This is a genomic window from Serratia quinivorans, assembly GCF_946227985.1.
Lineage (GTDB): Bacteria > Pseudomonadota > Gammaproteobacteria > Enterobacterales > Enterobacteriaceae > Serratia > Serratia quinivorans_A.
The window spans coordinates 98216-119761 of record NZ_CAMKGL010000008.1 but is presented as its reverse complement, the minus strand read 5'-3'; the positions used below and the strand labels follow the sequence as shown (position 1 = coordinate 119761).

16 protein-coding genes are annotated in these 21546 nt (G+C 56.7%); 11 read left to right on the top strand and 5 right to left on the bottom strand.

The annotated features are described in order from the left end of the window. Positions 1-110: 110 nt before the first annotated feature. Together OCH02_RS18720 and iolC are read right to left on the bottom strand one after the other, a co-directional pair. Positions 111-947 (bottom strand): MurR/RpiR family transcriptional regulator, encoded by an 837-nt coding sequence (locus tag OCH02_RS18720; protein WP_261432479.1) that lies wholly within the window; start codon positions 945-947, stop codon positions 111-113. A gap of 197 nt (positions 948-1144) precedes the next feature. Next, positions 1145-3073, bottom strand: coding sequence for a bifunctional 5-dehydro-2-deoxygluconokinase/5-dehydro-2-deoxyphosphogluconate aldolase (gene iolC / locus OCH02_RS18715; RefSeq protein ID WP_261432478.1), 1929 nt, complete (start codon positions 3071-3073; stop codon positions 1145-1147). A 535-nt stretch (positions 3074-3608) separates the two neighbouring features. On the opposite strand from iolC, the gene iolD reads away from it, so the two are divergent. From iolD to iolE, 4 genes are all read left to right on the top strand, one after another. Then, positions 3609-5549: a 3D-(3,5/4)-trihydroxycyclohexane-1,2-dione acylhydrolase (decyclizing) gene (gene iolD, locus OCH02_RS18710; RefSeq protein ID WP_261432477.1), complete on the top strand. Its 1941-nt coding sequence runs from the start codon at positions 3609-3611 to the stop codon at positions 5547-5549. Positions 5550-5613: 64 nt separating this feature from the next. Then, complete coding sequence (locus OCH02_RS18705) at positions 5614-6627, top strand: Gfo/Idh/MocA family protein (protein ID WP_115183591.1); 1014 nt, start codon at positions 5614-5616, stop codon at positions 6625-6627. 39 nt (positions 6628-6666) lie between these two features. Continuing rightward, on the top strand, positions 6667-7551 hold the full coding sequence (locus OCH02_RS18700) for a sugar phosphate isomerase/epimerase family protein (RefSeq protein WP_012147332.1): 885 nt from the start codon (positions 6667-6669) through the stop codon (positions 7549-7551). A 59-nt stretch (positions 7552-7610) separates the two neighbouring features. After that, positions 7611-8507, top strand: a complete 897-nt coding sequence (gene iolE, locus OCH02_RS18695) for a myo-inosose-2 dehydratase (protein ID WP_261432476.1) — start codon at positions 7611-7613, stop codon at positions 8505-8507. Between the two features lie 60 nt (positions 8508-8567). Here iolE and OCH02_RS18690 read toward each other — a convergent pair whose 3' ends face one another. Further along, a complete protein-coding gene (locus OCH02_RS18690; RefSeq protein ID WP_261432475.1) occupies positions 8568-9746 on the bottom strand; it encodes a P1 family peptidase in 1179 nt (392 codons plus the stop codon). Next, positions 9743-10261 (bottom strand): GNAT family N-acetyltransferase, encoded by a 519-nt coding sequence (locus OCH02_RS18685; protein ID WP_261432474.1) that lies wholly within the window; start codon positions 10259-10261, stop codon positions 9743-9745. The genes OCH02_RS18690 and OCH02_RS18685 overlap by 4 nt, the downstream gene beginning before the upstream one ends. Positions 10262-10648: 387 nt before the next feature. Here OCH02_RS18685 and OCH02_RS18680 point away from each other — a divergent pair, with 387 nt between their 5' ends. The 4 genes from OCH02_RS18680 (at position 10649) to gntK (ending at position 14889) form a co-directional block, all read left to right on the top strand. After that, complete coding sequence (locus OCH02_RS18680; RefSeq protein WP_261432473.1) at positions 10649-11344, top strand: pirin family protein; 696 nt, start codon at positions 10649-10651, stop codon at positions 11342-11344. A gap of 257 nt (positions 11345-11601) precedes the next feature. Further along, positions 11602-12597, top strand: coding sequence for a gluconate operon transcriptional repressor GntR (gntR, locus tag OCH02_RS18675; RefSeq protein WP_261432472.1), 996 nt, complete (start codon positions 11602-11604; stop codon positions 12595-12597). Positions 12598-12940: 343 nt separating this feature from the next. Continuing rightward, positions 12941-14257: a gluconate transporter gene (gene gntT / locus OCH02_RS18670; RefSeq protein WP_261432471.1), complete on the top strand. Its 1317-nt coding sequence runs from the start codon at positions 12941-12943 to the stop codon at positions 14255-14257. Between the two features lie 104 nt (positions 14258-14361). Then, on the top strand, positions 14362-14889 hold the full coding sequence (gene gntK / locus OCH02_RS18665; protein WP_012147325.1) for a gluconokinase: 528 nt from the start codon (positions 14362-14364) through the stop codon (positions 14887-14889). A 48-nt stretch (positions 14890-14937) separates the two neighbouring features. Here gntK and OCH02_RS18660 read toward each other — a convergent pair whose 3' ends face one another. Then, complete coding sequence (locus tag OCH02_RS18660) at positions 14938-15531, bottom strand: YhgN family NAAT transporter (RefSeq protein ID WP_153858385.1); 594 nt, start codon at positions 15529-15531, stop codon at positions 14938-14940. 239 nt (positions 15532-15770) lie between these two features. Here OCH02_RS18660 and asd point away from each other — a divergent pair, with 239 nt between their 5' ends. The 3 genes from asd to glgX all read left to right on the top strand — a co-directional run bounded on the left by asd (position 15771) and on the right by glgX (position 21540). After that, complete coding sequence (gene asd, locus OCH02_RS18655) at positions 15771-16874, top strand: aspartate-semialdehyde dehydrogenase (RefSeq protein ID WP_261432469.1); 1104 nt, start codon at positions 15771-15773, stop codon at positions 16872-16874. A gap of 497 nt (positions 16875-17371) precedes the next feature. Next, positions 17372-19558 (top strand): 1,4-alpha-glucan branching enzyme, encoded by a 2187-nt coding sequence (glgB, locus tag OCH02_RS18650; RefSeq protein WP_261432468.1) that lies wholly within the window; start codon positions 17372-17374, stop codon positions 19556-19558. After that, complete coding sequence (gene glgX, locus OCH02_RS18645) at positions 19555-21540, top strand: glycogen debranching protein GlgX (RefSeq protein ID WP_261432466.1); 1986 nt, start codon at positions 19555-19557, stop codon at positions 21538-21540. The genes glgB and glgX overlap by 4 nt, the downstream gene beginning before the upstream one ends. The last annotated feature ends 6 nt before the right edge of the window (positions 21541-21546 follow it).

Below are 21546 nucleotides of genomic sequence, written 5' to 3'. Positions count from 1 at the left end.
TTTACGACGTTGCCAAGATGAGCGTCACCCTCTCCAGGGGGAGAGGGCCGGGGTGAGGGGATTTCACGCCACTATGCCTACCCTTTCCCAAGGGAAAGGGTAATTCTTCGTTACCCTTCTTTGGCGTTATTCAGCGCCAGCGATACCGCCAGGGTTTGCGCCAGACACATTGAAGCGACCTGGGAACGGAAACCATCCACCTGCGCTTCACGCACCACAAAGCACACGTCGCTGAAGGCCGCCAGCGGGCTGACCTGGCTGTCGGTAATGGCGATCTGCTGCGCGCCACGCTTGGCACCCAATTCAACCAGCTCCAGTGCTTCCTGCGCATACGGCGAATAGCTGATGGCAATCACCACGTCATTCGGTTTCACCATGCTCAGCTGTTCGGTAAACATGCCACCCAGTCCGTCGATCAGGAACGCCCGGCGTTCCAGATGGCGCAACGCATAGGTGAGGTAGGACGCGACGCTGAAAGAGCGGCGCAGACCAATCACGTAGATATTCTCGGCGTTATTCAGCAGCTCAACCGCCCGGTCCAACTGCTCGGAGCTGGTTTGCATCGCCAATTGTTGCAGTGCCTGGGAGTTGACCATGGTGAAAACGTTGAGGATTTCCGCCGGCTTTTCCGGTGCCACGTTACCGTCGGTCGAGGTCTGCCGGAACAGGCGCGCCCGCTCGGTGTAGTTGACCGTTTCTTCCATCAGGTGCTGACGAAAAACCTGTTTCATTTCGTTGAAACCGCTAAAGCCAAAGGCGTTGGCGAAGCGGATCAGGGTAGAGGGGGGGACGCTGGCCTGTGCGGCGATGGAGGCGACGGTATCGAAAGCAATGCTGTTACTGTTATCCAAAATGTAACGCGCCACCTGTTTTAAACGCTTGCTCAGCGTTTCATAGCGGTGGCGTATCTCGTCCTGTAACAGCGAAAGTTGAGTTGGGTTGTTCATCCATTCGGCTCGCAGTGGGGGCTAAGGCGTATCGGCCTGACGCCTGAGTTATTGACAGGTTATTCTAACAGATGGATTGGAAATTTCATTTCAACAAAAAGCGATTTATTCGATTGCAAGTTGCGTTACTTCACAGAAAAAAGGCAAAAAAATCCCCTTAAAGCGGCGAAAATCCGTTTAAGGGGAGGGGTCAGCAATTAATGCTGGTGAGGGGTTGGGCGATATTGACGCCAGAAACCAATCAGCGTCAGGTATTTTTGTTTCACCTGTTCGATTAACGTGGCGTCATCCAGCTCACCCTGCAGCCAGCGGCGTGAAGGTTGGCCAAAGATGGTGCGACCGACGGCGAAACCTTTTACCCAGCGTGCATCCGCCGCCGCGGCAAAACCCGCCTTCAGCGTTTCTTCCGGCGAATCCAGCCCCAGAATCAGCACCCCGCGACACTGTGGATCGTTAGCGTCAATCAACGCACCGACCTGCTGCCAGTTTTCAGCACTCAACGGCGGCAATTTCCACCAGTCCGGTTTAATACCCAATTGATAAAAGTGCTTCAGCATCTCCAGATAGTGGCTTTCATCCTTGTCGGCGTTGCTTTCCGGCAGGATCACTTCCAGCAACAGTTCATGGCCGGATTTGCAGCAGCCGCGATACACATCGCCAATCAGTTCATCCTGTTCGCGGCGCAGTTCGACGGCGTCATGTGGATGGTAAAACACCAGACATTTCACGACGTGTTCCTGCGGCCAGTCGATCAGCTGCGATCCAATATTGCCGTGCTCCAACCGCAGCGGACGCGAGCCGGGCAGTTCGACCGGTCGGCCTATCCACCAACCCTGCCCGGTGATCTGGTTCAGCGCCGCCTGGCCATAGGTGGTATCGGCCAGAATGCCGCTGTTACCCTGCAGCCCGGCGACCTCGGCGGCCTGTTGTGCCGCCGTCAGCAGCAGCGTTTTCAGTTTGGGAATGCGTTCTTCACTAACCTTGGCTTCTCGCGCCATATCCGCCAGCTGTTTGCGGTGATCGAAGGCAAACACGCAGAGTTCCGGCCATTGCTGTTTGCGGGTGGTGACCCGGTGCAGATGGTTAAGCCGTTCATCGCGGTCAGGACGTTTCACTTCCTGTTCGCGTTGCAGATAGTCATCCAGCTCCTGCTTGCTGGGCATCGCCGGGGCGCAACCATGGCGCGAAACCACCAATGCGCCGCAGGCATTGGCATAGCGGCAGGCCTGATCCCAACCTTCATCGTTCAGATAGCCACGCAGCAGGCCGGACATAAAGGCATCACCTGCGCCCAGCACGTTCAGCACTTCAACCCGTACGCCGGAATGCAGTTTTACCTGCTGCCAGTCGGCGGCGATCTCGCCTTCGAATACCGAACAGCCCTGTGCGCCGCGCTTACAGACCAGCGTAGCCTGGGTCGCTTTACGGACGTTTTTCAGCGCGGTCAGGGTGTCGGTGCTGCCACCGGCAATATGAAACTCTTCTTCGGTGCCGACGATCAGATCAAAGTGATGCAGCACTTCCTGCAGTTCGCGGGTCACTTTCTCTGACTCGACAAAGCGGGTCTCACCGTCGCCCAGCGACGTCAGGCCCCACAGCACCGGTCGGTAGTCGATATCCAGCGCGGTGCGCAGGCCGTGGCGGCGGGCGTATTCCAGCGCTTTTAATACCGCGGCGCGGGTGTTGGGGTGTGACAGGTGAGTACCGGTTATAGCCAGCGCGCGCGATGACGCGATGTAGGACTCATCGATATCGTCCGGCGTCAGCGCCATATCGGCACAGTTCTCACGGTAGAAAATCAGCGGGAAGGTTTCCTGATCCTTGATACCGAGTATCACCAGACCGGTCAGCCGCTGAGGGTCGGTGATCAGGCTCTGGGTGTCGGCACCGACGCGTTGCAGTTCTTCACGCAGGAAACGGCCCATATGCTCGTCGCCGACGCGGGCCAGCATGCCGGACTTCAGGCCCTGAATGGCGGTGCCATAAGCCACGTTGCCGGAAGAGCCACCGAGATATTTGGAGAATGTGCTGGCATCTTCCAGGCGTGCGCCGATCTGTTGTGCATAGAAATCGACGGCAATACGCCCGAGACAAATGACATCAAGCTGTTTTTCTTGTGTAGCCATACCCGTTTCCTTCTGTATTAAGCCAAACCCCGACTACGAAGCATTTTTGGAGTATGAGGAATAAAAATTTCAATTTCAAGATTGAATGAAATTTACACCCCAAAAATGTGATGCATTTAAAACGGCGCGAATGCGCCAGATGAAAGCACTAAAAACCGCGTCCTGCCTGACGCGAAAACACCGGTCAACGGCAAGGGTATAGCGTGCGTCGCAAGCCGATGCTGCCAAGGGTTAGGGTACCGCCAACGGCTGGTGGACTGAGAGGTCGGTGGGAACAGGAGGCGCTAAGTCAGTGAATTCTAAAGGCATGGATGAAACGCTGTTTTCATCAATATGCGATCTTTATCGCAAAATGAAATGTTTCTTCTGTAATGTGATTTTATGGAAAATATATTTGTTTATAATCGCTTCACGTTTCAGGTTGTCGGCTTAAGTAGCGCAGTGCGCTTGAAGGCGACGGGGACCACAGAGATTCCAGGCTCGGCATGCCGGTTTTTTGCCGGAGCGGGCGCGACTAATCTAAAAGGGTGAGCAAATGGGCAAGATCCGGTTAACCATGGCACAAGCACTCGTCAGGTTCCTTGATAACCAGTATCTGGTAGTCGACGGCGTGGAAACCAAATTCGTCAAAGGCATCTTTGCGATTTTCGGCCACGGCAATGTTCTTGGTCTTGGGCAGGCGCTGGAACAGGATAGCGGTGATCTGATCGTGCATCAGGGGCGTAATGAGCAGGGCATGGCCCACGCAGCGACCGGTTTTGCCAAGCAGAAGCTGCGTCAACAGATTTACGCCTGCACCTCTTCTGTCGGTCCCGGCGCCGCCAATATGATCACCGCCGCCGCGACGGCCACCGCCAACCGCATTCCTTTATTACTGCTGCCGGGCGATGTTTATGCTTCTCGTCAGCCAGATCCGGTATTGCAGCAGATTGAGCAAACCTACGACCTCAGCATCAGCACCAACGACGCTTTCCGCGCGGTGAGCAAATACTGGGATCGCATTGTGCGGCCGGAACAGTTAATGAGCGCCTGTATCAACGCGATGCGTGTGCTGACCGACCCGGCGGAAACCGGCGCGGTGACGCTGAGTCTGCCGCAGGACGTGCAGGGTGAAGCCTATGACTACCCTGACTACTTCTTCCAAAAACGTGTGCACCGGCTGGATCGCCGCCCGGCGACTGAAGGCATGTTGGCCGATGCGCTGGCGCTGCTGACCACCAAGCGTCAACCGCTGCTGGTGTGCGGCGGCGGGGTGAAATATTCACAGGCCGGTCAGGCGCTGCGCGAGTTTGCCGAACGCTTCCAGATCCCGTTTGTGGAAACCCAGGCAGGCAAGGGCACAGTCCCATCCAACCACCCGTTTAACCTGGGCGGCATTGGTGAAACCGGCTGTCTGGCGGCCAATACCCTGGCCCGACAGGCCGATCTGGTTATAGGCGTCGGCACCCGTTATACCGACTTCACTACTTCGTCCAAATGGCTGTTCCAGAATCCCGATGTCGATTTTCTCAACGTCAACGTCAGCGCCTTCGATGCCGGTAAGCTCGACGGCCTGCAGGTGCTGGCCGATGCCCGCGAGGCACTGTCTGCCCTGGGAGCATTATTGGCTCAGGCCGACTACCGCGCCGGTTGGGGCAACGCCATTGCCGAAGCGCGTAGCGCGCAACAGCAGGAAACCGCTCGAGTTTATGCGGTGGAATACACCGGCGAAGGTTTTGTACCGGAAATTGACGACCACCTCGATCGCGACAGCGTGTTTGCCGAATTTATCGAAAAGACCGATTCACTGCTCACCCAAAGCCGGGTGCTGGGGGTGCTAAACCAGCATCTGCCGCAGGACAGCGTGATCGTCGCCGCCGCCGGTAGCCTGCCAGGGGATTTACAGCGCGTGTGGCAGAACCATGGCGAGCACGGCTACCACGTGGAATACGGTTATTCCTGCATGGGTTACGAGGTCAACGCCGCGCTGGGGGTCAAGCTGGCCGAGCCGCAGCGTGAAGTGTACGCGATGGTCGGCGACGGTGCCTTTATGATGCTGCACTCCGAGCTGGTCACCTCAATTCAGGAAGGCTGCAAAATCAACGTGGTGCTGTTCGACAACATGACCAACGGCTGCATTAACAACCTGCAGATGGAACACGGCATGGACAGCTACACCACCGAATTCCGCTTCCGCAACCCGCAGGGCGGCAAACTCGACGGCAAACTGGTTCCGGTCAACTTCGCCATGCTGGCGGCGGCTTACGGCTGCAAAACCTATAGCGTGACCACCGAACAACAGCTGATCGAGGCGCTGGCCGATGCTCGCCTGCAAAGCGTTTCTACCCTGCTGGACATCAAAGTGCTGCCAAAAACCATGGTGCACAAATATCTCAGCTGGTGGCGCGTGGGCGGTGCCCAGGTGGCCGACAGCGAAAAAATTGTCGCCGTGGCCCGCAAGCTGCAAGAGAACATCGACAAGGCCCGCGACTACTGATTAACACATTGCTTGATGACCCAGACCTTGCGTCTGCCGCAACTATTTGAAGAGGATAACGAAAATGACATTGAACATTGGGGTTATTGGCACCGGCGCAATTGGTCGGGATCACATTCGTCGCTGCAGCAAAGTGTTGCAGGGCAGCCGCATCGTGGCGGTCAACGATATCAACCGTGATAACGCCGCCAAGGTGGTGAGCGACCTGAAGCTGGACGCCAAGGTGTATGACAACGGCCACGATCTGGTCAAGGCCGCGGACGTTCAGGCGGTGCTGGTGACCTCCTGGGGCCCGAGCCATGAAGAGTTCGTGTTGGCAGCGATTGCCGCTGGCAAGCCGGTATTCTGCGAGAAGCCGTTGGCGGTCACTGCGCAGGGCTGTAAAAACATCGTTGAGGCAGAAGCCAAACACGGCAAACGCCTGGTGCAGGTAGGCTTTATGCGCCCTTACGATCAGGGCTACCGTGCACTCAAGCAGGTGCTGACCAGCGGGCAAATCGGCGAACCGCTGATGCTGCACTGCGCGCACCGCAACCCCACCGTGGGTGAGGCTTACACCACGGATATGGCGATCACCGACACCCTGATCCACGAGATCGACGTGCTGCGCTGGCTGCTGGATGACGACTATGTGTCGGTTCAGGTGGTGTTCCCGCGCAAAAGTACCAAAGCATTCCCGCACCTGAAAGATCCGCAGATTGTGCTGTTTGAAACCGCTAAAGGTACGCGCATCGACGTCGAAATCTTCGTTAACTGCCAGTACGGCTATGACATTCAGTGTGAAGTGGTGGGTGAAACCGGCATTGCCAAACTGCCGGAGCCGTCCTCAGTGCAGATGCGCAGCGGAGCCAAACTTTCTACCGAAATTCTGACCGACTGGAAAGACCGCTTTATCGATGCTTACGACGTTGAGCTGCAAGGTTTTATCAACGACGTGCTGGCCGGCAAGTTGACCGGGCCTTCCGCCTGGGATGGCTATGCTGCAGCCGTGACGGCCGATGCCTGCGTGGCTGCGCAGCTCAGCGGCGAGATCGTACCTGTGACTCTGCCGCCGCGCCCGGCGTTCTACAACAAGTAGTGTGCTGAATGCGGTACTCACGTTTAAAGAGGAATCACCATGAAGATCGCTTTTGATGTTGATGTCATCAGGGACCTGGGCATCACAAAAATGGTTCAGCAGGTGGCTGACTGGGGCTATCAATATATTGAGCAGTCGCCGCATCCGCAGATCAATCCGTTCTACAAGCACCCGAAAGCCGGGCGTGAAGTGATGGCGGAATACAAAAACGCGCTGAAGGCCACCGGCGTAGAGATTTCCTCATTTATCGTGGTGTATCGCTGGTCCGGCCCGGGGGAAGATCGTCGCCAGGCGGCGGTAAAAAACTGGCGTCGGATGATAGAAATCGCGGTGGAAATGGGCGTGCAGGTGATTAACACCGAACTGGCAGGCAATCCTAATGAGCCGGAGATCTGTGAAGAGCTGTGGTATCGCTCCATGGAAGAGCTGTTGCCGATTATCGAGCGCGAAGGTATTCGCATGGAGATCCAGTCTCACCCTTGGGACTTCTGCGAGTTGAGCAATGAAACCGCCGATATCGTTAAATCGCTACGCAGCGATCACGTTAAGTACCTCTACAGCGTGCCGCACACCTTCTACTACGACAAAGGCCAGGGTGACGTGGCCGGCATGCTGAAATATGCCGGTGACGATCTTTCGCATGTGTTGATCGCCGACACCATGAACCATACCAAACACTGCCGCTATATCGTCAATCCACCGGGTGTCGATGCCGCTGTACACCAGCATATGGGCATCGGCGAAGGGGAAGTGGACTTCGATACCCTGTTCCAGACTCTGCGTGATATGGAGTTTGCCAACCGCAGCTTTAAGGTCGGCGGTGAGTCGATTATCTGCACCTCGCTGTTTGGTTATCCGGAAAGAATGAAAACCCAGGCGGTAGCGACCCGCGAGCGCATCGAAAAAGAGCTGTTGGGTAAATAAATTTCTCGGCTACGCGGGTGAAAATGACCGCCAGGCCGATTTGACTGTTGAGGCTGACAATGAATAAAGACAACGTAAAACTGGCCATCGCCCCAATTGGCTGGACCAATGACGACATGCCCGACTTGGGCAAAGAGAACACTTTCCAACAGTGCGTCAGTGAAATGGCGCTGGCCGGGTTCACCGGCAGCGAAGTGGGCAGCAAGTACCCGCGCGATCCGGCTGTGCTGAAGCCGATGCTGGATATCCGCGGCATTCAGATCTGCAACGCCTGGTTTAGCACCTTCTTCGCCGATGGCCTGAAAGAAAAAACCATCGATGAGTTTATTAACCATATGAATTTCCTGCATGCGATGGGGGCCAAAGTCATTGGCTGCTCAGAGCAGAGCAAGAGTATTCAGGGCACCACCAAAGGGGTGTTCGAAGAGAAGCCGTATTTCACTGATGAAGAGTGGCAGCGGGTGGCCGAAGGTTACAATGAGCTGGCTAAAATGGCTGCGGGTAAGGGGATGCAGGTCTGTCTGCACCACCATATGGGCACCGGTATTCAGACTACCGCCGAGATCGACCGCTACATGAGTATGGTGAACGACGACGTCTACCTGCTGTTTGATACCGGCCACGCTTACTACTCCGAAGGCAGCCAACAGGCGATGATGGCGATCCTGGAAAAATACCTGCCGCGCATTAACCATGTACATTTGAAAGACGTGCGCGACGAGGTGGTAGCCGAGGTGAAGGCCAACAAACTGAGCTTCCTCGACGGTGTGAAGAAAGGCACCTTCACCGTACCGGGTGACGGGGTAATCGACTTCCTGCCGGTATTTAAACTACTGGACGAGCGCGGTTATAAAGGCTGGATGGTGGTGGAGGCCGAACAGGATCCGGCGTTGGCCAATCCGTTTGAGTATGCGGTGAAGGCACGGCGTTATATCAAAGAGACTGCCGGTATTTAAGCTGGCAGAAATCTGCAAGGGGCGCTTGAGCAATCAATGCGCCCCTTTTTATTGGCGGTGTCAGGCGAGGGTTTTCCAGGTTGTGACCTGCCCGCCGGGCCATGGGGTTGCCGCGTAAACGCCACGGGCGATCGCTCGCGCCAGGGTGTCCGCTGCCAGCGCACCAATCTGCAGCACCGCCAACTCTCGGCTGCCTTCGACTTCACGCTGGCCGGTGGACAGGGCAAACACCACGTCGCCGTCGAACGGGCTATGCAGTGGGCGAATGGCGCGCGCCATGCCGTCCTGTGCCATGATCGCCACGCGTTTCAGCTCTACCCGGGTCAACGCCAAATCGGTGGCGATACAGGCCAGGGTGGTATTTTTCCTGCCGCCCGTCGGCTCTTCGGGCATCCAGTCTTCGCCCTGGCCGTGCAGTTGTGCCAGTGCCGCGGCTCCGCCGTTACCAAACTCACCGTTGATTTCATAGGGCGTGGCCCAGAAGGCGCGAGTGCCAGGTGCAACTACAGAACCCAGACTGTTGACCGCCACCAGAGCGCCGACGGTGGCACCATTAGCCGCCATGATTGAAGCCGAACCGAGGCCGCCTTTCAGCTTGCCCATGCCGGTCATTGCGCCATAGCCTGCACCCACGGTGCCGAGCGGGAAGTCGTGACCTGCTTTGCTCGCGGCCTCTATCCCGAGTTGACGATAAGGAGGATCACGCTGCCAGTTTTTATCACCCGCGTTACTCAGATCGTACAGACAGGCGGTGGGGACTATCGGGGAAACCGGCACGCCCGGTGCCGGATGCAGGGCATAGCCCTTACCCTGTTGCCCCAGCCAGGCGGCCACGCCGTCGGCTGCGGCCAGGCCATATACCGAGCCACCGCTCAGCACCAGCGCATCAAGGGTTTGCACCAGGTTATCTTCCCCCAGCGCGTCGGTTTCCCGGGTTGCCGGTCCGCCGCCGCGAACATCGACTGCGGCTGTCGCTGGGCGATCCGGCAGGATCACCGTGGTGCCGGTCCGTACCCGGCTGTCCTGCGCGATGCCGACCCGCAGACCGGGAACATCGGTAATCAGGTTACGGGCACCGGTACGTATGGCAGGAGAAGTTGGCATCGCGGCCCCCAGGAAGGTGGTGGGAGAAAGGATGCCGATGGCACCCGTTACGCAGGCCAGCGTTTGTACAAAGGCGCGGCGGCTGACGGTGAAGGGGCGGTTTGCCGCCCCTGATCCCTTTTTTATCTCACTCATGAGGCTGATTTTTTCTGCTGTTCACTGCGAAAACGCGCCATATGGTAAGAATCTACCAGCACGCCGTCGCGCATGGCATAGGCGCGGCTGGTACCTTCAATGTCAAAGCCGAACTTGCGGTAAAGCGCAATGGCGGCCTGATTATCGGTAAACACCGTCAGTTCGATGCGCTCGATGTCCGCCCAGTTGTCGCAAAGGTCGATCATCGCCTTCATCAGGCTGCTGCCGACGCCTTTGCCCTGATGGCGGTCATCGACGCCAATGCCAAAGCTCGCCACATGGCGGCGGCGCACGCGCTGGTTCAGCATAAGGCCCAGTTGGCCGACGACTTGCCCATCAATGCAAGCCACCAGGTTGTGGGTGCCCGGCTCCAGATTGGCGAGACGCTGGTGCCAGAGTTCGATTGTCGGTAGCGGAAGATGTAGCGTGTCACGGTAAGCCTGCGGTTGAGAGTAAAGCTGATGCAGGGCCTGTGCATCTGTTTTTTCTACGTGACGAACTACGATTTCACTCATTACGCTGCTCCTTTGGCTTACCGGTTGAATAACCTCTGAATTTATCCGTTTAATGTGTCGAGTCAACATTATTACGTATTGGTTAAAAAAACGCTTTACAGGTGCGAATGATAATGATTATTATTGCGATGCGTTCTCGGGGGAGTATCAACCTTTGGTACACTCGCTGCGAAGGCACGACATTGCTCACATTGCTTCCAAGTATTACTTAGCCAGCTCGGGTGCTGGCTTTTTTTTTGCCTATTTCCAGCCCAACATGCCTTCAACAAATCCACTGCCATTTACTTCTATACTCCATCTAATTTTTTGAACAGAGGGAAGAGTTTTTTGCGCTTTCTTATTCTGCTGTCAGGACTAGACTGTAAAAAACATTGAGGAGAGTTGAATATGATTTATTTACGTAAGGCAGAAGATCGCGGTCATGCCAATCATGGTTGGCTGGATAGCTGGCACACCTTCTCATTTGCCAACTATCACGATCCTGATTTTATGGGCTTCTCGGCGCTGCGAGTGATCAATGAAGATATGATTGACGCAGGGCAGGGGTTCGGCACCCATCCGCATAAAGATATGGAAATCCTGACCTACGTGCTGAGCGGCACGGTAGAACATCAGGACAGCATGGGCAACAAAGAGCAAATCCAGGCCGGTGAGTTCCAGATCATGAGTGCGGGCACCGGGGTACGTCACTCCGAGTACAACGGCAATAACGATCGTCCGTTGCACCTGTATCAGATTTGGATCATTCCCGATCGGGTTGGGCTGGAGCCGCGTTATGAGCAACGCATGTTCGATGCGCCACAGGGCCGTCAACTGGTGCTGTCGCCGGATGCACGTGAGGGTTCACTGAAGGTGTTCCAGGACATGACGCTGTCCCGTTGGGCGTTAGGTAAAGACGAGCTGGCGGAGTACCCGATTGAAGCCGGGCGTCGCGTGTGGATCCAGGTGGTACGCGGTAAGGTGGTGGTCAACGGTCAACAGGCCGGCACCAGCGATGCTTTCGCGGTGTGGGATGAAACGGCACTGTCGATGAAGGCCGATGAAGACAGCGAAATATTGCTGTTTGATCTGCCGCCGGTCTGATTAAGCGGTATACCCTTCATACTTCAAGCTGCATCTTTGTTGACTTCCTGCGCTTACCCCGGTCACGTACTGTTTGTACGCTCCCGGGGATGTGCTCAGTTGTCGCCGCGATGCAACTCGAATTATTTTGGGTATAAATATTGAGGGCTCACGCGGTGAGCCTTTTTTGCGTTTGCTCTTCCAACAACCAACAATATCGGCCCCGGTTTTTTTTTGCTAAAATGAGCGCCCATTCACGGTTAGCCAGTTCATTGATAATGAAGAAAAAACGGCCGGTACTCCAAGATGTTGCAGACAAGGTTGGCGTGACCAAGATGACGGTGAGCCGTTATCTGCGTAATCCCGATCAGGTTTCTGCCGTCTTGCAGCAAAAAATTGCCGTCGCGCTTGATGAGCTGGGCTACATTCCCAACCGTGCGCCGGATATCCTTTCCAACTCCACCAGCCGCGCCATTGGCGTCTTGCTGCCGTCGCTGACCAACCAGGTATTTGCCGAAGTGTTGCGCGGCATCGAGAGCGTCACCGATGCGCACAATTACCAGACTATGCTGGCGCACTACGGTTATTTGCCGGAGCGTGAAGAACAGCGCCTGACCTCGCTGCTGTCTTACAATATTGATGGGTTGATCCTGTCTGAACGCCACCATACGCCACGCACCATGAAAATGATCGAGGTTGCGGGTATCCCGGTCGTCGAGCTGATGGACTGCGTTTCGCCCTGTATCGATCTGGCGGTAGGTTTCAATAACTTTGAGGCCGCACGCCAGATGACCCAGCAAATCATCGCGCACGGCCATCGCCACGTGGTGTATTTCGGCGCGCGTCAGGATGAACGTACCATTATCAAACAGCAGGGCTATGAACAGGCGATGCGTGAATCTGGCCTGCAGCCGTACAGCGTGATGACGGCGCGTTCGTCGTCTTATTCCGCCGGTGGTGAACTGCTGCGCCAGGCGCAACGCGATTACCCGCAGATTGACAGTATTTTCTGCACCAACGATGACCTGGCGATTGGCGCAACCTTTGAGTGCCAGCGGCAGGGGCTGTTGATTCCGAAAGATATGGCGATTGCCGGTTTCCACGGCCACGATATCGGCCAGGTGATGGTGCCGAAGCTGGCCAGCGTGTTGACGCCACGTGAGCGCATGGGCCAAATCGGTGCCGAACGCCTGTTGGCCCGACTGCGGGGTGAAACGGTCAGCCCGCGCATGGTAGACGTCGGTTTCACCGTGATCCCCGGTGGCAGTATCTGACCGGTTTTAAGCCGTTGCTTGAACCATTTTAATTCTGGGGCCGCGCCGCCCGGCGCGTTTTCATTTCCCTCTGTAAGCTTGCCCCCTGTTACCCCCATAAGTTTGATCTCTATCCCATAACGCGAATTTTGGCCGGTTACCCGGTTCCGGCAGCCGGGTTGTTACCGGTATCATGATACCGGTAACAATGAGCGTGCGGTTATCTTGAATGAGATAGAACCTTTGCCTCAGCACCACCTACAGCTCGTCTTCTAACACCGGGAAGAGCCTAAAAATACAACAAACGCGCGCTTTACGATCTATCGTAAAGAGGGTCTAGCGATAAAAAGGTTGGAGAAAAATTATGCCATTAGTGATTGTTGCGGGCGGCGTAGCGCTGCTGCTGCTGCTGATGATTCGTTTTAAGCTGAACGGCTTTATCTCTTTGATTCTGGTTGCTCTGGCGGTCGGGATCACCCAGGGGATGCCGGTCGATAAAGTGATCGGTTCCATCAAGGCCGGCGTTGGCGGCACGCTGGGCAGTTTGGCGCTGATCATGGGCTTCGGTGCCATGCTCGGCAAGCTGCTGGCGGACTGCGGCGGTGCCCAGCGCATCGCCACTACGTTGATCGACAAGTTCGGCAAGAAACACATTCAGTGGGCCGTGGTGTTGACGGGCTTTACCGTCGGCTTCGCGCTGTTCTATGAGGTGGGTTTCGTGCTGTTGCTGCCGCTGGTATTCAGTATCGCCGCTTCTGCACGCGTTCCTCTGCTGTATGTTGGTGTGCCAATGGCGGCTGCGCTGTCGGTAACCCACGGTTTCCTGCCGCCGCATCCTGGCCCAACGGCGATCGCCACCATCTTCCATGCCGATATGGGCAAAACCCTGCTGTACGGTACGCTGCTGGCTATCCCGACGGTGATCCTGGCCGGCCCGGTTTATGCCCGCTTCCTGAAAGGTATCGACAAGCCGGTACCTGAAGGTCTGTATAACCCAAAAATCTTCACTGAAGCGGAAATGCCAAGCTTTGGTATCAGCGTTGCGACCTCTCTGGTGCCGGTGATCCTGATGGCGCTGCGCGCGGTAGCCGAAATGGTGCTGCCGAAGGGCCATACTCTGTTGCGCTTTGCCGAGTTCTTCGGCGATCCGGTAATGGCGACGCTGATTGCGGTGCTGATTGCTATCTTCACCTTTGGCCTGAACCGTGGCCGCACCATGGATGAAGTGATGGGCACCATCACGGACTCCATCAAGATTATCGCCATGATGTTGTTAATCATCGGCGGTGGCGGCGCGTTCAAACAGGTGCTGGTCGACAGTGGCGTAGAGAAATATATTGCCGCCCTGATGGAAGGCAGTAACGTATCGCCGATTCTGTTGGCCTGGTCTATTGCCGCCGCGCTGCGTTTGGCACTGGGTTCGGCGACCGTGGCGGCCATCACCGCCGGGGGTATCGTTGCTCCGCTGATCGCTACTACCGGCGCCAGTCCGGAACTGATGGTGATCGCGGTCGGTTCAGGCAGCGTGATTTTCTCTCACGTTAATGACCCGGGTTTCTGGCTGTTCAAGGAGTACTTCAACCTGAGCATCATGGAAACCATTAAATCCTGGTCGGTGCTGGAAACCATCATTTCAGTCTGTGGTTTGGTAGGTTGCCTACTGCTGGCGACGGTCGTCTAAAATACTGAGGTTTCCGGTGCCCCGGCGGTGCCGGAAACTATTTTGAGTTTGGGGCGCATTTGATGACGCTGCCAGCGTTATTTGACTCCATAAGGGCATGACATATGAGCAATCCACAGCACCACGTATTTATTTTGATGGGCGTTTCCGGCAGCGGTAAATCCGCCGTGGCCAACGCCGTAGCCCATGAGGCCAATGCTGCCATGCTGGACGGCGACTACCTGCATCCGCGTGCCAACATCAATAAAATGGCCGCCGGGCATGCGTTGGACGATAACGATCGTGCTCCGTGGCTGGCGGCGTTGAATGACGCGATTTTTGCCATGGAGCGCACCAACGATGTCTCGCTGCTGGTGTGTTCGGCGTTGAAAAAAAGCTATCGTGACCGTCTGCGCGAAGGTAACCGCAATCTGCATTTCATCTATCTGAAGGGTGATAAGGCGGTGATTGAGGAGCGTTTGAAACAGCGCAAGGGCCACTTCTTCAAGCCGCAGATGTTGGTTTCCCAATTCGCCACTTTGGAAGAGCCGAACGAGCAAGAACAAGACGTGCAGGCGATCGAGATTGACCAGCCGCTGGACGGCGTGGTGGCCGATACCCTGGCCTATATTCGTCGTGTTGCAGCCCAGTAACCCGGGCTGCCGTCACTTCTCGGCGCCGCACTGGCGCCAGTATCTTCACTACAACTTCATGTAGGCTCTCACGCCGTCCAGGAACATCTGGGTCGACAGCATCACCAGAATCAGCCCCATCAGCCTTTCCAGCGCGCTCACCCCTTTACTCCCCAGCAGGCGCAGGAACAGGTTCGACATCAGCAAAATGGCGGCGGAAATGCCCCAGGCAATCAGCAGCGCCACCACCAGATACGAAATATGGTTCGGATACTGGTGCGACAGCAGCATCAGCGAAGCCAGAATCGAAGGGCCGGCTACAAGTGGGATTGCCAACGGCACCAGGAAGGGTTCTTCACCGGCGGAAAGCCCGCTGCTGTCACCCTCCTGCGAGGGGAAGATCATCTTGATGGCGATCAGGAACAGAATAATCCCGCCGGAAATGGAGACGGTTTCGGTGCGCAGGTTAAGGAACGCCAGAATTTTTTCACCGGCAAACAGGAAAATCAGCATCAACAGCAGGGCGATCAGCAGTTCACGGATCAGCACCACCCGACGACGACGCGGCTCCAGGTGCTTGAGTACCGACATAAAAATCGGCAAATTTCCCAGCGGATCCATGATTAAAAACAGCAACACCGTGACTGAAATCATCTCTGTCATCACTACCTCTGAATCTGAAAAGTGCGTCGGTCATCCCGGCCGCTTAATAACCTATACCCTATGACTTTCAAGTTACGGCCAGGCGACCAGCCGGCTCATCTCCCAGGTATATAAGAAGGATTGCTGAGAATCGCTCACCCATCGAATAAATTCACTTTGCGCCTGCGTCGACATTTTGTAAGGTGGAGAGATATTGCACACAACTTATAGCAGTCATCCTCCAAGGCAGGACAGTCATTATGAAAAACGTTGGTTTCATCGGTTGGCGCGGAATGGTCGGCTCCGTACTCATGCAACGCATGACGGAAGAGCGCGATTTTGACGCCATTCGCCCGGTCTTTTTCTCCACCTCGCAACACGGCCAGGCGGCACCCACCTTCGGCGGCCAACAGGGCACGCTGCAGGATGCTTACGATGTTGATGCACTGAGTGCGCTCGACATTATTATTACCTGCCAGGGCGGCGATTATACCAACGAAATTTACCCAAAGCTGCGTGAAATCGGCTGGCAAGGGTACTGGATCGACGCAGCTTCTTCTCTGCGCATGCAGGATGACGCGATTATCATCCTTGATCCGGTCAACCGTACGCTGATCCAGCAGGGGCTGGATAAAGGCATCAAGACCTTTGTTGGCGGTAACTGCACCGTCAGCCTGATGCTGATGTCGCTCGGTGGCCTGTTCGCCAACGATCTGGTGGAGTGGGCGTCCGTTGCGACATATCAGGCGGCCTCCGGTGGTGGTGCACGTCACATGCGTGAACTGCTGACCCAAATGGGCATGCTGCACGCCGACGTGGCGAAAGAGCTGCAGGACCCGGCTTCGGCGATCCTGGAGATCGAACGTAAGGTCACTGCGGCCACCCGCAGCGGCAAACTGCCGACCGATAACTTTGGTGTGCCGCTGGCCGGCAGCCTGATCCCCTGGATTGACAAGCAGCTCGATAACGGCCAGAGCCGTGAAGAGTGGAAAGGCCAGGCGGAGACCAACAAAATCCTTAACAGCGGCCTGGTGATCCCGGTCGATGGTCTGTGCGTGCGCGTTGGTGCGCTGCGCTGCCATAGCCAGGCGTTTACCCTGAAGCTGAAAAAGGACGTTTCGCTGCCGGAAATCGAACACATGTTGGCGACCCATAATGACTGGGTACGAGTGATCCCGAACGACCGTGAACTGACCATGCGTGAACTGACGCCGGCAGCGGTCACCGGGACACTGAACACCCCTGTTGGTCGTCTGCGCAAGCTGAATATGGGGCCGGAATACCTGTCTGCGTTCACCGTGGGTGACCAGTTGCTGTGGGGTGCGGCCGAGCCGCTGCGCCGCATGCTGCGCATCCTGCTGTAAACCTGAACTGTACTTCCCGGGGGCTGACCTCTTTCAGCCCCCAAAAGCCTTATTTTCTTCCTTTTTCTTCGTTTCTGCGCGCTATGGACCAAATCGCTGCAAAGGGGGAAAAGCACACAAGTCATCGGCACTTCTCCACGCGGGCAGCAGCGCAAAGACGCTGTCAGGCTGGCAGTTTTCTTAATGAAGCGTTTTCCTTGCTAATGGGCAATGTTTTTAACCGGCATTGGCTATGCTTAAAGGGCTGGCGGATATATTTTCACCAGCGCTAAAAATAAGCATAAAGAGCGGAATTTGGGCCGGGAAGGTGAGAATTGATCAATAACCGACCGCAATCACGCTTTAGATACCGAATGAATTGCATGATAACCAAAACGGCTATGGATTAAGCGTTACGCCCTGTGGATCTCAAGGTGCAGCCATTTCGCTGCAACCTGAAAGACGATGAGCTTACGCGGCCCCTTATAAATCATGCTCTTAATCTTAGGAAGAAGACTATGCCTGTACTTCCCGATCGTGACGTGATTGATCAGCTTTTCTCCGGCAATTCTGCCGACCCCTTTTCTCTGCTGGGTATGCATGCGGCCGATACCGGCCTGCAGGTGCGTGCGCTGTTGCCTGACGCCAGCGAAGTCTGGCTGCTGGAGCAGCAAACCGGCCGGCGTCTGGTGCAGTTGAACTGCGATGATGCGCGCGGTTTTTTCAGCGCCACGGTACCGCGTCGCAAAACCCCGTTCCGCTATCAATTCGAAGTCCGCTGGCAGGATAATCAGCAGATCGTCGACGATCCCTACCGTTTCGGCACCCTGCTGCAGGATATCGACAGTTGGTTGCTGGCAGAAGGCACCCATTTGCGCCCTTATGAGCGTCTGGGGGCCCATCTCACTACGCTCGATGACGTTGAAGGCGTCAGCTTTGCCGTCTGGGCACCGAATGCCCAGCGCGTTTCGGTGGTTGGCGAGTTTAACTTCTGGGACGGCCGCCGCCACCCGATGCGCCTGCGTCGTGAAAACGGGATATGGGAGCTGTTCCTGCCAGGGGTGAAAGCCGGGCAATTGTACAAATACGAAATTATCGACTGCTACGGCAATACCCAGTTGAAGGCCGATCCTTACGCCTTTGAGGCGCAAATGCGGCCGGACACGGCATCGCTGGTGACGCCGCTGCCGGAGGTGGTGGAAAACACCCCGGAGCGTCGGCGAGCCAATGATTTTGACCGACCGATTTCAATTTACGAGGTGCATCTTGGCTCGTGGCGACGTCACACCGATGATAATTTCTGGCTCAGCTATGGCGAACTGGCGGAACAGTTAATTGGCTACGTTAAAGACATGGGGTTCACCCATATCGAACTGCTGCCGATTAACGAGCACCCGTTTGACGGCAGTTGGGGTTATCAACCTCTAGGGTTGTACGCCCCGACCCGGCGCTTCGGTACCCCGGCCGACTTTAAAGATTTTGTCGCGGCGGCGCACCGGGCGGGTATCAACGTGATCCTGGACTGGGTGCCGGGGCATTTCCCCAGCGATGCCTATGGCCTGGCAAATTTCGACGGCACCGCGCTGTATGAATATGCCGATCCGCGCGAAGGCTTCCACCAGGACTGGAATACCCTGATCTATAACTATGGTCGCCATGAGGTGCGCAACTATCTGGCGGGTAACGCCCTTTACTGGTTGGAACGCTATGGCATCGACGCATTGCGTGTCGATGCGGTGGCCTCGATGATCTACCGTGACTACAGCCGTGCCGAAGGCGAATGGGTGCCGAACTATTACGGTGGTAACGAAAATCTGGAGGCCATTGCCTTCCTGCGTTACACCAATCAGAGCGTCGGCAAGGAGCGGCCCGGTGCGGTGACGCTGGCGGAAGAGTCCACCGATTACCCAGGGGTGACGTTGCCGCCGGAATCTAACGGGCTGGGGTTCCACTACAAATGGAACCTGGGTTGGATGCACGACACGCTTAACTACATGCAATGCGACCCGGTACACCGCAAGTATCATCACAATCAGATGACCTTCGGCATGTTGTACGCCTACACCGAAAACTTCGTGCTGCCGATTTCCCATGACGAAGTGGTGCACGGCAAGAAATCGATTCTAGACCGCATGCCCGGCGACGCCTGGCAGAAGTTCGCCAACCTGCGTGCCTACTATGGCTTTATGTGGGCGCACCCGGGCAAGAAGCTGCTGTTTATGGGCTGTGAGTTCGCCCAGGGGCGCGAATGGAATTTCGACAGCAGCCTCGACTGGCATCTGCTTGAAGGGCTGGATAACTGGCATCACGGCGTACAGCGGTTGGTGCGCGATCTTAACCATTGCTATCAACAGCAGGCGCCGTTGTATGAGCGTGACTACCGGCCGGACGGTTTTGAGTGGCTGGTGGTGGACGACCATGACAACTCGGTGTTTGCCTTCGCCCGCTATGATGCGCATGGCAATGAGCTGATCGCTGTCAGCAACTTTACCCCGGTGCCGCGCCACCACTACCGCATCGGTATTTCCCGCCCCGGTGAGTACCGGGAAATCCTCAATACCGACTCGCACCATTATCACGGCAGCAATACCGGCAACCAGGGGCGCGTGGTGTCCGAGCAGATCGGTAACCACGGCCGTGAGCATTCGATTAGCGTGACCGTGCCGCCGTTGGCAACCATCTACCTGCTGCGGGAGGCGCAATGACTGAGCTGACGCCCGGCATCGCCGCGCCTCTCGGGGCGCACTATGACGGTAACGGCATCAACTTTAGCCTGTACTCCGCCCATGCGACGGGGGTGGAGCTGTGCCTGTTTGACGAACAACAGCGCGAAGTACGCCTGCCGCTGGCAACGCGCAGCGGTGATATTTGGCACGGTTATCTGCCGGGCGGTAAACCGGGCCAGCGTTATGGCTACCGGGTGCACGGCCCGTTTGATCCGGCGCAGGGGTTGCGTTTTAACCCCAACAAGCTGCTGTTGGATCCCGCTGCCCGTGCGGTCGAGGGGCCGGTAGCCGATGACCCTGATTTACACGGTGGCTATGGCCATCCGGACCCGCAAGACAGCGCGGAGCTGATGCCAAAGTGCGTGGTGATCGACGAAGCTTACGACTGGCAGGATGATTGCCCACCGGCAACGCCGTGGGGCAAAACGGTGATTTACGAAGCGCATGTGCGCGGTCTGACCCTGCAACACCCGGATATCCCGCAGGTGCTGCGTGGCAGTTTTGCCGCGCTCGGGCATCCGGTGATGATCGCCTACTTCAAGCGTCTTGGCATTACCGCGCTGGAACTGCTGCCGGTGCAGCAACACAGCTCCGAGCCGCGCCTGCAGCGCCTCGGGTTGATTAACTACTGGGGCTATAACGTGTTGGCGCCCTATGCGCCGGATAACCGCTACTCCAGCCTGCGTACCGACATGACGCCGCTGCGGGAATTCCGCGACGCGGTGAAAGCACTGCATAAGGCCGGGATTGAAGTGATCCTCGACGTGGTATTCAACCACAGCGCCGAGCTGGATATGGACGGGCCAATGCTGTCGCTGCGCGGCATCGATAACTCGAATTATTACTGGCTCACTCCCGATGGCGGTTATGTGAACGATACCGGCTGCGGCAACACGCTGCGGCTTGATCAGCCGCTTGGCGTAGCCTGGGTGATGGATTGCCTGCGTTTCTGGGTGGGGGAGTGTCACGTAGACGGTTTTCGCTTTGATCTGGGTAGCGTGCTCGGCCGCACGCCGGCGTTCGACCGTGATGCCCCGCTGTTCCAGGCGATACTGGCGGATGATCTGCTGTCGCGCTGCAAGCTGATCGCCGAACCCTGGGATATTGGCCCAGGCGGTTATCAGGTGGGTGAGTTTCCCGGGCGCTTTGCCGAGTGGAACGACCACTACCGGGACGATATGCGTCGCTTCTGGCTGCAGGGAGATATTTCGCTCGGCCAGTTCGCCCAGCGTTTTGCCGCTTCCAGCGACCTGTTTAATCGACGCGGGCGTGCGCCGTACGCCAGCATCAACATGCTGACCGCCCATGACGGTTTTACCCTGCAGGATTTGGTCAGCTTTAACCGTAAACATAACCAACTGAACGGTGAAGGTAACCGCGACGGCAGCGACCGTAACTTTAGCAACAATCACGGCGTTGAAGGCCCGATTGCCGACGACGCCATTGTGCAACGCCGTAGGGCCAGCCGGCAGGCACTGCTTGCCACGTTATTGCTGTCCCAGGGAACGCCGATGCTGCTGGCCGGCGACGAACATGGACACAGCCAGCAGGGTAACAACAATGCCTATTGTCAGGACAACGCTATCACCTGGCTCGACTGGGCCACGGCGGATGACTCACTCACCGCTTACACCGCCGCACTGATCCAACTGCGCCAACAAATTCCCGCCCTGCAGCATGACCGCTGGTGGCAGGAGGGCGACGGTAACGTGCAGTGGCTGAACGCGCAGGGGCAATCGCTCAGCGCGCAACAGTGGGAGCAGGGAGCACTGCAGTTGCAGATCTGTCTGTCACAACGCTGGCTGGTGGTGGTGAACGCCACGCAGCAGGCGGTGGAGATGACGTTGCCCACCGGCGATTGGCAGCTTGTCGCCCCCTTTACTCAGGAAGATTCGCGGGCGGTCTTACCCGCCTGGAACCAGGCTGCGCACTCGATTTGCGTGCTGGTCAAGAAAAAATAAAAGGAG

Coding starts and splice junctions, on each gene's coding strand:
- OCH02_RS18680 (WP_261432473.1), top strand. CDS start 10,649: ATGATTTATTTACGTAAGGCAGAAGATCGCGGTCATGCCAATCATGGT.
- OCH02_RS18705 (WP_115183591.1), top strand. CDS start 5,614: ATGACATTGAACATTGGGGTTATTGGCACCGGCGCAATTGGTCGGGAT.
- glgX (WP_261432466.1), top strand. CDS start 19,555: ATGACTGAGCTGACGCCCGGCATCGCCGCGCCTCTCGGGGCGCACTAT.
- asd (WP_261432469.1), top strand. CDS start 15,771: ATGAAAAACGTTGGTTTCATCGGTTGGCGCGGAATGGTCGGCTCCGTA.
- OCH02_RS18720 (WP_261432479.1), bottom strand. CDS start 947: ATGAACAACCCAACTCAACTTTCGCTGTTACAGGACGAGATACGCCAC.
- gntR (WP_261432472.1), top strand. CDS start 11,602: ATGAAGAAAAAACGGCCGGTACTCCAAGATGTTGCAGACAAGGTTGGC.
- OCH02_RS18685 (WP_261432474.1), bottom strand. CDS start 10,261: ATGAGTGAAATCGTAGTTCGTCACGTAGAAAAAACAGATGCACAGGCC.
- iolC (WP_261432478.1), bottom strand. CDS start 3,073: ATGGCTACACAAGAAAAACAGCTTGATGTCATTTGTCTCGGGCGTATT.
- gntK (WP_012147325.1), top strand. CDS start 14,362: ATGAGCAATCCACAGCACCACGTATTTATTTTGATGGGCGTTTCCGGC.
- iolD (WP_261432477.1), top strand. CDS start 3,609: ATGGGCAAGATCCGGTTAACCATGGCACAAGCACTCGTCAGGTTCCTT.
- OCH02_RS18660 (WP_153858385.1), bottom strand. CDS start 15,531: ATGACAGAGATGATTTCAGTCACGGTGTTGCTGTTTTTAATCATGGAT.
- OCH02_RS18690 (WP_261432475.1), bottom strand. CDS start 9,746: ATGAGTGAGATAAAAAAGGGATCAGGGGCGGCAAACCGCCCCTTCACC.
- iolE (WP_261432476.1), top strand. CDS start 7,611: ATGAATAAAGACAACGTAAAACTGGCCATCGCCCCAATTGGCTGGACC.
- OCH02_RS18700 (WP_012147332.1), top strand. CDS start 6,667: ATGAAGATCGCTTTTGATGTTGATGTCATCAGGGACCTGGGCATCACA.
- gntT (WP_261432471.1), top strand. CDS start 12,941: ATGCCATTAGTGATTGTTGCGGGCGGCGTAGCGCTGCTGCTGCTGCTG.
- glgB (WP_261432468.1), top strand. CDS start 17,372: ATGCCTGTACTTCCCGATCGTGACGTGATTGATCAGCTTTTCTCCGGC.